The organism is Vandammella animalimorsus (genome assembly GCF_002285265.1).
GTDB lineage: Bacteria > Pseudomonadota > Gammaproteobacteria > Burkholderiales > Burkholderiaceae_C > Lampropedia.
Window position 1 is genome coordinate 282034 of the sequence record NZ_NSJB01000003.1, and the last position, 13517, is coordinate 295550.

Annotated in this window: 10 protein-coding genes; 4 read left to right on the plus strand and 6 right to left on the minus strand. The window is 69.7% G+C overall.

What is annotated here, in order from left to right; all coding sequences use genetic code 11:
• Window positions 1-61 precede the first annotated feature (61 nt).
• From dksA to CK625_RS07325, 3 genes are all read right to left on the minus strand, one after another.
• Window positions 62-469 (minus strand): RNA polymerase-binding protein DksA, encoded by a 408-nt coding sequence (gene dksA, locus CK625_RS07315; RefSeq protein WP_420894208.1) that lies wholly within the window; start codon window positions 467-469, stop codon window positions 62-64.
• A gap of 377 nt (window positions 470-846) precedes the next feature.
• A complete protein-coding gene (locus CK625_RS07320) occupies window positions 847-1977 on the minus strand; it encodes a CobW family GTP-binding protein (protein ID WP_095539620.1) in 1131 nt (376 codons plus the stop codon).
• A 114-nt stretch (window positions 1978-2091) separates the two neighbouring features.
• Window positions 2092-2913 carry an IclR family transcriptional regulator gene (locus CK625_RS07325; RefSeq protein WP_095539621.1) on the minus strand — a complete coding sequence of 274 codons (822 nt, stop codon included), beginning with the start codon at window positions 2911-2913 and terminating at the stop codon, window positions 2092-2094.
• 326 nt (window positions 2914-3239) lie between these two features.
• Between CK625_RS07325 and CK625_RS07330 the strand changes: the two genes are divergently transcribed.
• Window positions 3240-4205, plus strand: a complete 966-nt coding sequence (locus CK625_RS07330) for a Bug family tripartite tricarboxylate transporter substrate binding protein (protein ID WP_095539622.1) — start codon at window positions 3240-3242, stop codon at window positions 4203-4205.
• 81 nt (window positions 4206-4286) lie between these two features.
• Entirely contained in the window at window positions 4287-6662 is a 2376-nt protein-coding gene (locus tag CK625_RS07335) for a cytochrome P450/oxidoreductase (RefSeq protein ID WP_172425114.1), read from the plus strand.
• Window positions 6663-7139: 477 nt separating this feature from the next.
• Here CK625_RS07335 and CK625_RS07340 read toward each other — a convergent pair whose 3' ends face one another.
• From CK625_RS07340 to CK625_RS07350, 3 genes are read right to left on the minus strand one after another with little or no spacing between them, the layout of a single operon-like run.
• Complete coding sequence (locus tag CK625_RS07340; RefSeq protein ID WP_095539717.1) at window positions 7140-8897, minus strand: acetyl/propionyl/methylcrotonyl-CoA carboxylase subunit alpha; 1758 nt, start codon at window positions 8895-8897, stop codon at window positions 7140-7142.
• Window positions 8897-10666 (minus strand): carboxyltransferase domain-containing protein, encoded by a 1770-nt coding sequence (locus CK625_RS07345; RefSeq protein ID WP_095539624.1) that lies wholly within the window; start codon window positions 10664-10666, stop codon window positions 8897-8899. The genes CK625_RS07340 and CK625_RS07345 overlap by 1 nt, the downstream gene beginning before the upstream one ends.
• On the minus strand, window positions 10666-11493 hold the full coding sequence (locus tag CK625_RS07350) for a LamB/YcsF family protein (RefSeq protein WP_095539625.1): 828 nt from the start codon (window positions 11491-11493) through the stop codon (window positions 10666-10668). The genes CK625_RS07345 and CK625_RS07350 overlap by 1 nt, the downstream gene beginning before the upstream one ends.
• An 81-nt stretch (window positions 11494-11574) precedes the next feature.
• On the opposite strand from CK625_RS07350, the gene CK625_RS07355 reads away from it, so the two are divergent.
• Window positions 11575-12261 (plus strand): GntR family transcriptional regulator, encoded by a 687-nt coding sequence (locus CK625_RS07355; protein ID WP_095539626.1) that lies wholly within the window; start codon window positions 11575-11577, stop codon window positions 12259-12261.
• A gap of 230 nt (window positions 12262-12491) precedes the next feature.
• Window positions 12492-13475 carry a TRAP transporter substrate-binding protein gene (locus tag CK625_RS07360; protein ID WP_095539627.1) on the plus strand — a complete coding sequence of 328 codons (984 nt, stop codon included), beginning with the start codon at window positions 12492-12494 and terminating at the stop codon, window positions 13473-13475.
• Window positions 13476-13517 lie beyond the last annotated feature (42 nt).

Here is a 13517-nt window from a genome sequence, read left to right on the forward strand (position 1 = left end):
TCCCTCCTGCTGGCGGCGGCGTGCTCTGGGTGGTCATGGCCAGACCTCGAATGGGGGGAGTTCAGTCCCCGAACATTTTCTGCTTGAGCTCGCGGCGCTGCTGCGCTTCCAGCGACAGCGTGGCCGTCGGGCGGGCCAGCAGGCGGCCTATGCCAATGGGCTCGCCCGTTTCATCGCAGTAGCCGTATTCGCCGGCATCGATGCTGGCAATGGACTGCTCGATCTTCTTGAGCAGCTTGCGCTCGCGGTCGCGCGTGCGCAGCTCCAGCGCGTGCTCTTCCTCGATCGTGGCGCGATCGGCCGGGTCGGGCACCACGGAGACTTCTTCGCGCAGGTATTCGGTGGTGGCGCCGGCCTTGCGCAGCATGTCCTCCTTGAGCTGCACCAGCTTGTTGCGGAAGAACGCCAGCTGCACGGCATTCATGTAGTCCTTCTCCGGCATGGCCAGCACATCCTGGTCGGTGAGCATCTGCACATCGCCGGCGGCCTTGCCGGCCGCGCTCTTGCCGTTGGTTTGGGCCGGCTTGGCCCGCGCTGCTGATGTACGCGCAGTGGTTTTAGTTGCCATGATTTCTCAACCGCCTCTCTCTTCTAGCTCTGGTGCAGCATGCCGTGCGCCGGGTGGCCTGCCGGGGGGGGAGCGCCTGCCGGGTTCGGGCTGGGCGCAAGGCCGCCGCCATCCTGCAGGCACAGTCCCAAAGGCCGATGGCGCCCAGTGTGCTGCACTGGTCTCCATGATCTTCTTGCCCCAGCCTCGCCTGGCTGGCGCGGCTGGGAACGGGCGCGGATTGTAGCCACAATCGCCCGCACTGCGATGCCCTGGAATGTAGCGCATTGCCCCGCGCTTTATTGCGGCACCAGGCATTGCTCCAGGCCTTGCACCAGAATGTCGCGCGGCAGGTCGATGCCGATGAACACCATCTTGCTCTGGCGCGGCTCGCCCTCGGCCCAGGCCGGCCCCAGGTCGCTGCCCATGAGCTGGTGCACGCCCTGGAAGATCACCTTGCGCTGCGTGCCGGCCATGTCCAGCACGCCCTTGTAGCGCAGCATCTTGGGGCCATAGACGTTGACGATGGCGCCCAAAAAGTCCTCCAGCCGCGCCGGATCGAAAGGCCGCGTGGCGCGGTAGACAAAGCTCTTGACGTCGTCGTCATGGTGGTGGTGGCTGGGGTGGCTGCACTGCGCCCCATGGCTGTGCCCATGGCCATGCTCATGTCCATCGCAGCATGCGTGCCCGTCGTGCTCGTGGCTGTGCCCGTCGCAATGCTCATGGTGGCAGTGGTCGTCGTGATCGTGGTCGTGTGCATGCGCTGGCGCGCCCGCATCCAGCAGCGCTGGCTCCAGATCGAGCTTGGCGTTGAGGTTGAAGCCGCGCACATCCAGCACCTGCTCCAGCGGCACCTGGCCAAAGTGCGCCACGCAGATCTGCGCGCGCGGGTTCATGCGCTGCAGGCGCTGCACCAGCGCCTGGCGCTGCGGCGCATCAATCAAATCGGTCTTGCTCAGAAAGATGCGGTCGGCAAAGCCGACCTGGCGGCGCGCCTCCTGACGGTCGTCGAGCTGCTGCTGCGCGTGCTTGGCATCGACCAGGGTGATGACGCTGTCGATCAGGTACTGCTCGGCCACTTCGTCGTCCATGAAAAAGGTCTGGATCACCGGCCCGGGGTCGGCCACGCCCGTGGTTTCGATGATGACGCGATCGAACGCCAGCGCCCCGCTGCGCCGCTTGGCCGCCAGATCGCTGAGGGTGCTGCGCAAGTCTTCGCGGATCGTGCAGCAAATGCAGCCATTGCTCATCTGCACGATTTGCTCGTCCCCCTCGCGCACCAGGATTTCGTTGTCGATGTTCTCCTCGCCGAATTCATTCTCGATCACGGCAATGCGCTGGCCGTGCGACTCCTGCAGCACGCGATTGAGCAAGGTGGTTTTGCCCGCGCCGAGAAAGCCAGTCAGGATGGTGGTGGGGATCAACGCCATGGATACACAAGTCCTCGAAACAACGGCCGCCCGCGCAGGGGCGGCGGCCAAAAAACCAAAAAAACCAGTGTAGCGAGCCTGTCAAGCCCTTGGGCGCGCGCACTGAGCTGGCATTCATACCCAGCCCAGCGCGCGGCTGACGGCCTGGGCCTCGCGCTGCACGGCCTGGGCGATGGGGCCGTCCAGCCCTGCATCGAAGCCGCCGCTGGCGCCCAGCGCCGTGAGCACGGCCACGACCTTGCCGCCGTGGTCGCGAATGGGCGCGGCCACGGCGCTGATGCCTGGCAGATTGGTGTCGCGCACCGCCAGACATGGTGCCTGACCCAGCTGGGCGCGCAGCGCCTGCAGCGGACGGCTGGGCGCCAGCTGGCTGCGCTGTTGCGGCGTGCAGCGGCGCAGCTCGGCCTCGGCCATGCGGGCCATGGCCGCATCGTCCAGATGCGACAGGAACACCCTGCCCGTGGCCGACCACAGCAGCGACAGCACCGAGCCGGCGCGCACGTTCACGGTCACCGGCAGGCTGGGCTCCTCAAAACGCACGATGGTCGGGCCCTGGTTGCCCATCACGGCGATGAAGCAGGTCACGGCCAGCGTTTCGCGCAGGCGCAGCAAGGCCGGCTCGGCCAGGCGAATCGGGTCTGCCTGGCGCATGGCCGCCAGCCCGATGCGGATGGCCTGCGCGCCCAGGTAGTACTGCTGCGAGGCCGGATCCTGGGCCACCAGCTCGGCCTCGACCATGCTCATCAGATAGCGGTGCACCTTGGCCAGCGGCAGCTGCAAATGCTGCGACAGCGCCGTCAGGCTGGCGCGGCCATCGAGCTCGGCCAGGCCCTTGAGCACATCCATGCCAGTCTGCGCGGCCTGCACGCGCTGGCGCCGCTGGCGATCAGCCGGCGCAGCGGCCGTTGGATTGCGAGGGGTCGAAGAAGCTGGCATGGCAGGACAAAAGGGCCAAATCAACGCAAGGCGCAGGCCATTCTATCGGGGTAAACACGCAGGCGGGCATTACGCCTTGCGTATATGATTTACGCAAAGCATAAGAACCTGCCCCAAGCGCCGGCTGAGCCGCCTCCCCCCGTACAGCCCAGACACACCCTCCTCGCCAAGGCATTGCCGTGGCGGGGTTTTTTCGGCGCCGGCGCGGCGCTTCGGTCAGGCCTCGATGCTTGCCACACCTGCAAAGGCTGTGCCCCGCTTGCGGGCCAAGCGCCCTGCCGGCGCTCTTCCCCCACCACCTGCTTCACCACAAGGAAAAAAACACCATGAAAAAACTGCTTGCTGCCCTGTGCCTGGCCGCCCCCTTGCTTCAGCCGATGCCCTCGGCCGCCGCTGACTGGCCCAGCCAGTCGCTGCGCTGGCTGGTGCCCTACCCGGCCGGCGGCGGCTCGGACTTCCTGGCCCGCACCATCGGGCAAAGCCTCTCTAACCGCATCGACCAGGCCGTGGTGGTGGAGAACAAGCCCGGCGGCAACACGGGCATTGCCGCGTCCGAGGCCGCGCGCGCTGCGGCCGATGGCCACACCATGGTCTCGGCCGACAACGGCACGCTGGTGTTCAACCCCGCGCTCTACCAAAAGCTGGTCTATGACGTCAAGGGTCTGGCCCCGGTCACGCTGATGGGGCGCTTCCCAATGATTTTGGTGACCTCGCCCGAGCTGCCCGCCAAGGACCTGGCCGAGTTCACCGCGCTGGTCAAAAGCAGCGCCAATGGCTTCAACTACGCCTCGGCCGGCGCGGGCAGCCCGCACCACCTGGCCATGGAGCTGTTTCGCACCCAGGCCAAGCTGGACATGACGCACGCGCCCTACCGTGGCGCCGCCCCGGCCCTGTCGGACGTGGCCAGCGGCCAGGTGCCGGCGATGATGGTGGACCTGGCCGCCGGCGCGGGCTTCATCCGCAGCGGCAAGGTGCGCCCGCTGGCCGTGGCGCACTCGCAGCGCCTGGCCCAGCTGCCTGAGGTACCGACCTTCGCCGAGCTGGGCCTGCCAGGCGTGGAGGCCGCCGCGCTGGTTGGCCTGGCCGTGCCCGCGGCCACGCCCAAGGAGACCATCGCCGCGCTCAACCGCGCCGTGGTCGAGACCATCCGCGAGCCGCAGGTGGAGAAAAAGCTCATCGAGTTCGGCATCGAGCCGGTGGGCAACACGCCCGAGGAGTACGCCGCCTTGCTGGAAAGCGAGACCACGCGCTGGCACCGGCTGATCCGCGAGTTGGGCATCGCGCTGGACTGATGCGCAGTGGGCGCGGTGGCTGACCGCATGGCCGGCCACCGCGCCCCCGAGAACACGACAACGCCCCACGACCTCTGCCCCATGCCCAGCCCCTCCCACACCCAGGCGGCCGCAGGCTGCCCATTGAGCGGCGCCGCCAGCGCCGCCGCGCTGGCGCCCAATGGCTGCCCCGTCAGCGCCCAGGCCGCACAGTTCGACCCCTTCAGCGCCGCCTACCAGCAGCACCCGGCCGATTACGTGCGCTGGGCCCGCGAGCAAGAGCCCGTGTTCTGGAGCCCCCAGCTGGGCTACTGGGTGGTCACGCGCTATGCGGACGTCAAGGCCGTGTTCCGCGACAACCTGCTGTTCTCGCCGGCCAACGCGCTGGAGAAGATCACCCCGCCCACGCCCGAGGTCAGCGCCATCTTGCAGCGCTATGGCTACGCCATGAGCCGCACCATGGTCAACGAGGACGAGCCCGACCACATGGAGCGCCGCCGCCTGCTGCTCGACGCCTTCCTGCCCGAGCGGCTGATCCATTTCGAGCCCATGGTGCGCGCGCTGGCGCGCCAGTACATGGACCGCTTCATCGACAAGGGCCGCGCCGACCTGGTGGGCGAGATGTTCTATGAAATCCCGCTGGCCGTGGCGCTGAAGTTCCTGGGCGTGTCCGACGAGGGCGTGCAGCAGCTGCAGCAATTTGCCGCCGCGCACACGCTCAACACCTGGGGCCGGCCCACGCCGCAGGAGCAAATCGACATCGCCGAAAACGTCGGCCAGTTCTGGGCCACGGCGCAGCGCATCCTCGACGACATGCTGGCCCAGCCCGAAGGCCAGGGCCAGGGCTGGATGTACGAAACCATCGCCCAGCACCGCAAGCACCCGGACGTGGTGCCCATGTCCTACCTGCGCTCGATGATGATGGCCATCCTGGCCGCCGCGCACGAGACCACCTCCAACGCCACGGCCAACGCCTTCATGACGCTGCTCACGCAGCGCAGCGCCTGGCAGGCCCTGTGCGACAACCCGGCGCTGATCCCCAACGCCGTCGAGGAATGCCTGCGCGTGGCCGGCTCCATCATCGCCTGGCGGCGCGTGGCCACGGCCGATGCCGTCGTCGGCGGCGTGCCCATCCCCAAGGGCGGCAAACTGCTGCTGCTGCAGGCCTCGGCCAACTTCGACCCGCGCCACTTCGAAAACCCTGGCGAGGTCGATCTGTACCGCGAGGCCGCCGTCGAGCACCTGAGCTTTGGCTACGGCGCGCACCAGTGCATGGGCAAGAACATCGGCCGCATGCAAATGCGCGTCTTCCTCGAAGAGTTCGTTCGCCGCCTGCCGCACATGCGCCTGGTGCCCGGCCAGACGCCCAGCTACCTGCCCAACACCTCGTTTCGCGGCCCCGACGCGCTGTGGGTTCAGTGGGATCCGGCGCGCAACCCCGAGCGCCTGGCGCAAACCCTGCCCGAGCCCGCGCCGTTCTACATCGGCCCGCCCGCCAAGGACAGCATCGCCCGCCCCGTCGTGGTGCGCGAAAAGCACCAGGAAGGCCAGGGCCTGTGGCGCCTGGTGCTGGCCAGCGCCACGGGCGAGCCGCTGCCGGCCTGGAGCGCCGGCGCCCACGTGGACCTGATCGCCGGCGGCTTTCGCCGCAAATACTCGCTGTGCGGCCCGGCCGGCCCGAACGACCAGAACAACCCGAGCGGCGCGTGCGACACCCTGCAGGTCGTCGTGCAGCGCGAGGACGAAGGCCGCGGCGGCTCGCGCTTTTTCTGCGACACGCTGCAGCCGGGCAGCCAGCTGCAACTGTCCGGGCCGAAAAACCTGTTCCGGCTCGACGAGGGCGGCCAGCGCTTCGTGCTCATCGCCGGCGGCATCGGCATCACGCCCATGATGGCCATGGCCGACCGCCTCAAGGCCCTGGGCAAGCCCTACACCCTGCACTACGCCGCGCGCTCGCGCGCGCACATGGCGCTGCTGGCGCGGCTTGAGCGCGATCACGCTGCGGCGCTGCGGCTTTACGCCAAGGACCAGGGCCAGCGCATGGACCTGGCCGCGCTGCTGGCCGACGTGGACGCCGACACCCGCGTCTACGCCTGCGGCCCGGCGCGGCTGATCGAGGCGCTGGAAACCATGGCCGAGGACTGGCCCGAAGGCGTGCTGCATTTCGAGCATTTCCACACCGACAGCGCCGTGCTCGACCCCGCCAAGGAGCACGGCTTCACGGCCCACCTCAAGGATTCGGGCCTGGACATCCCCGTGGCCGCCGACCAGACCCTGCTGCAGGCCCTTCAGGCTGCGGGCTTCGACATCCCTTGCGACTGCGGCGAGGGCCTGTGCGGCACCTGCGAAGTGGCCGTTGCCCAAGGCCAGATCGACCACCGCGACAAGGTGCTGACCAAAACCGAACGCGCCGCCAACACCCGCATGATGGCCTGCTGCTCCCGCGCCGTGGGCGACAAGATCGTGCTGTCGTTGTGAGAGCCTGCCCACCCAGCCAAGCCCTGTGATGTCGAGGTGTGCGGCAACCAGTGGCGCGAAGCAGTGGGCGCAAAGCGCCCACCCAAGGGCCGAGCGCAGCGATGGCCCGGGCAGAGCCCCCCTTCTGCCTGCGCCTGTGCCGCTGGCCTGCCAGGGCGGGCAGGCCCACACACAGTGGGCCTGCTTCCAAAAATCAAATTTCGCTGCGGCTGTTTGAGCGTAGCGGCGCAGCCGCGCAGCGAGTTTCCGCAGCACCCGCCCTGGCAGGCCAGCGGCACAGGTCGCCCCGGCGCAAAGCGCCGGGGTCGCGGGCAGTGGGGTCGCCTTCTTTTGCCTCCTTTTCTTGGCGAGACAAGAAAAGGAGGTGCGCCGCCGGGCGCACATCCCGGCCCCGGCACGCAACGCCCGTGCAGGCCGCAGCTACTGGGCGCCATCCTCTTTGGCCTGTGCATGCCCCCAAAGCAGGCAACACGCCCATCACTCCAGCACCGCCAGCAAACCGCCCGCAGCCACGCTGCTGCCCTGCTGGGCGTGCAGGCGCAGCATGCCGGCGGCCGGGGCGGTGATTGGCGCTTCCATCTTCATGGCCTCCATCACGGCCACCACCTCGCCGGCCTGCACGGCCTGGCCATCGGCCACCAGCCAACGCAGCAAGGTGCCCGTCAGCGGGGCCAGCAGCATCCGGTCCTGTGCGGCCGTGGCCGGGGCTTCTGCCGCCTGCTGCAGCTGCTGCAGCGGCTGGCCGCTGGCGGCAGCCAGGCTTTGCGCGGCGGCCGCGCCCAGCCAGTGCGCTGGCAGGCCCAGCGCCACGCGCCGCCCGTCGATCTCGATAAAGCTGCGCTGCATCGCCGGCGCGGGCGGCTCGGGGCGTTCGGCCATGGGCCAGGGGGCCTTGAACTGGGTTTCGATCCAGCGCGTGTGCACAGCAAAGGGGCTGTGCTCGGCGGTGAAGTCCGGCTCCTGCAGCACCGCCTGGTGAAAGGGCAGCGTGCTGGCCACCCCCTCAATGCGAAACTCGCGCAGCGCGCGGCGCGCGCGCGCCAGCACCTGAGCGCGGCTGCTGCCGCTGACGATGAGCTTGGCAATCAGCGAATCGAACTGGCCCGGCACGGGCGAGCCGGCCTGCACCCCGGCATCGAGGCGCACGCCCGGGCCGCCCGGGGCCTCGAACATGGCGATGGTGCCCGGCGTGGGCAGGTAGCCGCGCGCCACATCCTCGGCGTTGATGCGAAATTCCATGCTGTGGCCACGCGGCTCGGGCGTGTGCGTAATGGCCAGCGGCAGGCCGTCGGCAATGCGCAACTGCTCCAGCACCAGGTCCAGGCCGGTGGTTTCCTCAGTCACCGGGTGCTCGACCTGCAAGCGAGTGTTGACCTCCAGGAAGGACAGCTGCCCGCCCTGGCCGAGCAAGAACTCCACCGTACCCGCGCCCACGTAGCCCGCGGCCTGGCAGATGGCCTGCGCGGCGCTGTGGATTTGCTGGCGCTGCGCATCGCTGAGGAAAGGCGCGGGCGCTTCCTCGACCAGCTTTTGGTTGCGCCGCTGCAGCGAGCAATCGCGCGTGCCCAGCACCACGACCTGGCCGTGCGCATCGGCCAGCACCTGGGCCTCGATGTGGCGCGGCTGGTGCAGGAATTGCTCGACGAAGCACTCGCCCCGGCCAAAGGCGGCCGTGGCCTCGCGCACGGCCGATTCGTACAGCTCGGCCACTTCCTCCATGCGCCAGGCGATCTTCAGGCCGCGCCCGCCGCCGCCAAAGGCCGCCTTGATGGCGATGGGCAGGCCGTGCTGGCGGGCAAAGTCCAGCACCTGCTGGGCGCTGTACACCGGGCCATCGCTGCCGGCGGCCAGCGGCGCGCCGACCTGGCGGGCGATGCGCCGCGCCGCGACCTTGTCGCCCAGCGCCTCGATGGTCTCGGGCCGCGGGCCGATCCACACCAGCCCGGCCTGCAGCACGGCGCGCGCAAATTCGGCGCGCTCGGACAAGAAGCCGTAGCCCGGGTGCACGGCATCGGCGCCACTGCGCCGCGCCACGTCCAGCAGCTGGTCAATGTTCAGATAGGTTTCGGCCGGACTCTGGCCGGGCAGCGCCCAGGCTTCGTCGGCCAGGCGCACGTGCAGCGCGTCGGCATCGGCGTCGGCATAAACGGCCACGGACTGCACGCCGTAGTCGGCGCAGGCGCGCGCCACGCGCACGGCGATCTCGCCTCGGTTGGCGATCAGGACCTTGCGAATCATCGCGGGGGTTCTTTCATGGTGGTGGTTATGGAGGTGGCAGCGTCGGCCTGCGCTGCGGGCAAGGCCGCGTCGCCCTGCGGCCAGCGGCCTATGGGGCGAAAGCGCAGCTGGACATCGGCGGGGATTTGCGCCGCCAGGTCCAGATGGTGGCTGGCCAGCACGGCCAGCACCGGGTAGCCGCCGGTGAGCGGATGATCGGCCAAAAACAGCACCGGCTGGCCGCTGGCGGGCACCTGCAGCGCGCCAGCCACGGTGGCCTCGCTGGGCAACTCTTGCCCGGCCCATTGCGGCGCGCGCTGCAAGGGCTTCGCCCCGGCCAGGCGCATGCCCACGCGGTTGGACTGCGGCGTGACCTGCCAGGGCTGGCCCTGCAGCAGCTGCAGGGCCTCGGGGCCGAACCAGTCGGCTCGCGGGCCGGGCAGCACGTCCAGCGCCACGGTCTGGCCGGGCTGCGGCAGCGCGCGGGCCGCCGCGCCCCAGGCCAGGCCATCGGCATCAACGGCTTGCAAGGGCCCCAGCGCGCCCGCTGGCAAGAGCGGCAGGCGCGCGCCGGCGGCCAGCGGCTCGGGGCCGATGCCAGCCAGCGTGTCGGTGGCGGCGCTGCCCAGCACCAGCGGCGCCTGCAGGCCGCCGCGCACGGCCACGTAGCAACGCGCGCCGGCGCGCGGGCTGCCAAGCTGCAGCTCATCGCCCACATTCAGGGCCAGCGCGCAGCCGGTGGCGGCCTGGCGGCTGCGGCCATCGGCGCTGCGGATGCGCAGCGGCACGTCGGCCCCGGTGACGGCCAGCACGGCAGGCCCGGTGGCCACCAGCGCCAGCTGGCCCAGCAGGTTTTCCAGCACGGGCGTGCCCGGCGGGTTGCCCACGCAGCGGTTGGCTGCGCGCATGGCCCAGCCATCGAGCGCGCCGCTGCGCCCCACGCCCAGGGCCGTCTGGCCCGAGCGACCGCCATCTTGCAGCAGCGTTTGCAGGCCGGGCGAGCGCACCTCCAGGCAGGCGCCAGGCTGGGGCGGCGGCGCAATCGGTGCTTGCTGCGCTGGCGCCGGGGGTGCCAGGGACGCAGCGGGCGGCGCGGGCGGCAAGCTGATGCTGGCGCCGGGGCGCTCCAGGTCGTGAAAGCGCACGCGCCAGCCGGGCTGGATCAGCGCCGGCTCGGGGCGCTGCAAATCCCACATCACGCAGGGCGTGCTGCCGATGAGCTGCCAGCCGCCCGGGCTGGCCTTGGGGTAGATGGCGCTGAAGTGCCCGGCCAGCGCCACGGCCCCGGCCGGCACGCGGGTGCGCGGCGTGGCGCGGCGCGGCACTTGCGCAAAGCAATCATGGCCGCCTGCCAGGTAGACGAAGCCCGGCGCAAAGCCGGCAAAGGCGGCCAGATAGTCGCAGCCGGTGTGGCGCTCGATGAGCTCGCGGCGGCTCAGCCCCAGCAGCTCGGCCAGGGCGTCCAGATCTTCGCCGTCGTAGCGCACCGGGATGGGCACGCAGCGCGCCGCACCCTCCTGCGCCCCTTGCAGCGGCTGCGCCCCGGGCGGCTGCGGCAGCGGCTGCAGCAACGGCTTTACGCGCGCCAGCAGCTGCGCCGCCGTGCATTGGTGCGGGTCGAACTCCAGCAACAGCGTGTGCGCCGCCGGCACCATCTCGCCCAGGCCGGGCAGCAGGCCCTGCGCCTGGGCGGCCTGCAGTCGCGCCAGCAGCGCCAGGGTCTGGGGCAGATCCTCCAGCTCCAGCAGCAGGGCCTGATCGCCCGCAGGCAGTGCGCGCCAGTGCATCACGCCGCGCCCCCGGCAATGGGCGCGGCCGCGGCTGCGGCAGCGTCGGCGGGCTTGGCAGCCAGCTCGCCAGGCAGCGGCGCGAACGGCTGCAGCGCCACGCCAGCGGCCTGCAGCTGTTGGCGCAGTTGCTGCGCCATGGCCACGGCCGCCGGGCTGTCGCCATGCACGCAGATGGAGTCGGCCTGCAGGCGGATGCGCTGGCCGTCGATGCTGGGCAGGCAGCCGGTGTGCACCCAATCGAGCATGCGCTGCGCCGCCTGCTGCGCATCGTGCAGCACCGCGCCGGGCGTGCCACGCGGCACCAGCGTGCCCTGCGCGGTGTAGGCGCGGTCGGCAAAGATTTCCGCCACGGTGCGCAGGCCGCGCGCCTGGGCCCAGCCCAGCAGCGGCGAGCCGGCCAGGCCCATCAGCACCAGTTGCGGGTCCACGGCCAGCATGGCCTCGATCACGTCCTCGGCCTGGCGCCGATCGTGCGCGATGGTGTTGTACAGCGCGCCGTGGGGCTTGACGTAGCGCACGCAGGTGCCTGCGGCGCGCGCCAGGCCCTGCAAGGCGCCGATCTGGTAGATCACGTCGGCCACCAGCTCGCGGCTGCTGGGGCTCATGTTGCGCCGCCCAAAACCCACCAGATCGGGGTAGGCCACGTGCGCGCCAATGGCCACGCCCTGGGCGGCGGCCAGGCGCAGCGTCTGCAAGATGCCGGCCGGGTCACCGGCGTGAAAACCGCAGGCCACATTGGCGCTGGTGACGATGCGCAGCATCTGCTCGTCATCGCCCATGCGCCAGGCGCCAAAGCCCTCGCCGAGGTCGCTGTTCAAGTCCATGCACTTCTCCTGTCGATATGATTGCGCGCTGCCATTGACTGCCGCCACTGACTGCGCCGCTACTGACCGCCCTGCCCCGATATGCCCCGCTCGACCACTTTGTCCAGCACGACCTCCGACCACCCCGCCGCGCCCAGCCTGACCGAGACCGTGGCCGACGTCATCCGCCAGCAGCTCATCTGCGGCCAGCTGCGCGCCGGGCAGCACCTGTCGGAGGCCGCCATGTGTGAGCAGCTGGACATCTCGCGCAACACGCTGCGCGAGGTGTTCCGCATCCTCACCAAGGAGGGGCTGCTGCACCACGCGCCCAATCGCGGCGTCTCGGTGGCGGTGCCGCGCATGGCCGACATCATCGACATCTACCGCGTGCGCCGCTTCATCGAGTGCCCGGCGCTGGCCCAGGCCTGGCCGCGCCACCCGGCGCACCAGCTGATGTGCCAGGCGTTGCAGCGGGCCCGCCAGGCGCGCGATGCCGGCGACTGGCAGGCCGCCGGCACGGCCAACATGGCCTTTCACGCTGCCATCGTGGCGCTGGCCGACAGCCAGCGGCTCTCGAGCCTGTTTGCCAACGTCGCCGCCGAATTGCGCCTGGCCTTTGGCCTGCTGGACGATGAGCAGTACCTGCACGCGCCCTACGTGGAGCAGAACGCGCAAATCCTGCAGCGCTTCGAGGACGGCCAGCCCGCCGCTGCGGCGCAGATGCTGCAGGAGTACCTGGTGCAATCCGAACGCATGGTGCTGGCCGTGTACGGGCGCTGCAGTCTTTGAAGCGATGCCAGCGCCGCATCGGCAGGCATTGGGGAATCTACGGGACAGAATGACAGACCAAAGCAGAGTAGGATGCACATTGTTGAACAATCTTGGCCATTAGATCAACAACCAGTCGGAATTTCAACCACGCACAGGCCGCCGGCGGCACGACACAGGCCTGTTTTTTGCCAACCCCCAGGGGGATAGCCCGCCGCCCCCCCTTGCCCAACCAGTCAGGAGCCTTGTCCATGCAACGCCGTTCCTTCATTGCCGCCGCTGCCGTGCTCAGCAGCGCCCTTGCAGCTCTTCCCGCCCAGGCCCAGACCAAGTGGGATCTGCCCTCGCCCTACCCGGCTTTCAACTTCCACTCGGAAAACATCGCCCAGTTCGCCAAGGACGTGGAAAGCGCCACTGGCGGGCAGCTGCGCATCACGCCGCACCCCGGCGCCTCGCTGTTCAAGGGCCCAGAGATCAAGCGCGCGCTGCAGGGCGGCCAGGTGCAGGCCGGTGAGTTCCTGCTCGTGGGCCACCAGAACGAGTGGCCGCTGTTTGGCGCCGATGGCCTGCCCTTCCTGGCCACCAGCTATGAGCAAGCCCAGCAGCTGTACCAGGCGCAAAAGCCGTTGCTGGAGAAAAAGCTCGGCGAGCAAGGCATGGTGCTGCTGTACGCCGTGCCCTGGCCGCCGCAGGGCCTGTTCTCGAAAAAGCCCATCGAATCGGCCGCCGAACTCAAGGGCATGAAGATGCGCGCCTACAGCCCGGCCACCTCGCGCATTGCCGAGCTGGTCGGCGCGCAGCCGGTGACCATCCAGGAGGCCGAGCTCTCGCAGGCCCTGGCCACCGGCGCGGTCGAGACGCTGATGACCTCGGGCTCCACCGGCACCGACAAAAAGCTCTACGAGAGCATGAAGTACTACTACGACGTGCAGGCCTGGCTGCCCAAGAACATCGTCGTGGCCAATGCACGCGCCTTCAAGGGCCTGGACGCCGCTGCGCAAGAGGCCGTGAAAAAGGCCGCCGCCGCCGCCGAGGAGCGCGGCTGGGCGCGCTCCAAGGAGGTCACGCAGCAATCCCTGGACAAGCTCAAGCAAGAAGGCATGCAAGTGCTCGAACCCAGCGCCCAGCTCAAGGCCGATCTGGCCAAGGTGGGCGAGACCATGCAGGCCGAGTGGCTCAAGAGCGCCGGCGCGGACGGCCAGACCCTGCTGGACGCCTACAAGAAAGGCCAGTAACCCAAGGCCTGAGCATCGCCCCCTCGCCCTCAATACAGCCAG

Coding starts and splice junctions, on each gene's coding strand:
- CK625_RS07330 (WP_095539622.1), top strand. CDS start 3,240: ATGAAAAAACTGCTTGCTGCCCTGTGCCTGGCCGCCCCCTTGCTTCAG.
- CK625_RS07325 (WP_095539621.1), bottom strand. CDS start 2,913: ATGCCAGCTTCTTCGACCCCTCGCAATCCAACGGCCGCTGCGCCGGCT.
- CK625_RS07360 (WP_095539627.1), top strand. CDS start 12,492: ATGCAACGCCGTTCCTTCATTGCCGCCGCTGCCGTGCTCAGCAGCGCC.
- CK625_RS07345 (WP_095539624.1), bottom strand. CDS start 10,666: ATGCACTGGCGCGCACTGCCTGCGGGCGATCAGGCCCTGCTGCTGGAG.
- CK625_RS07355 (WP_095539626.1), top strand. CDS start 11,575: ATGCCCCGCTCGACCACTTTGTCCAGCACGACCTCCGACCACCCCGCC.
- CK625_RS07335 (WP_172425114.1), top strand. CDS start 4,287: ATGCCCAGCCCCTCCCACACCCAGGCGGCCGCAGGCTGCCCATTGAGC.
- dksA (WP_420894208.1), bottom strand. CDS start 469: ATGCTCACCGACCAGGATGTGCTGGCCATGCCGGAGAAGGACTACATG.
- CK625_RS07320 (WP_095539620.1), bottom strand. CDS start 1,977: ATGGCGTTGATCCCCACCACCATCCTGACTGGCTTTCTCGGCGCGGGC.
- CK625_RS07350 (WP_095539625.1), bottom strand. CDS start 11,493: ATGGACTTGAACAGCGACCTCGGCGAGGGCTTTGGCGCCTGGCGCATG.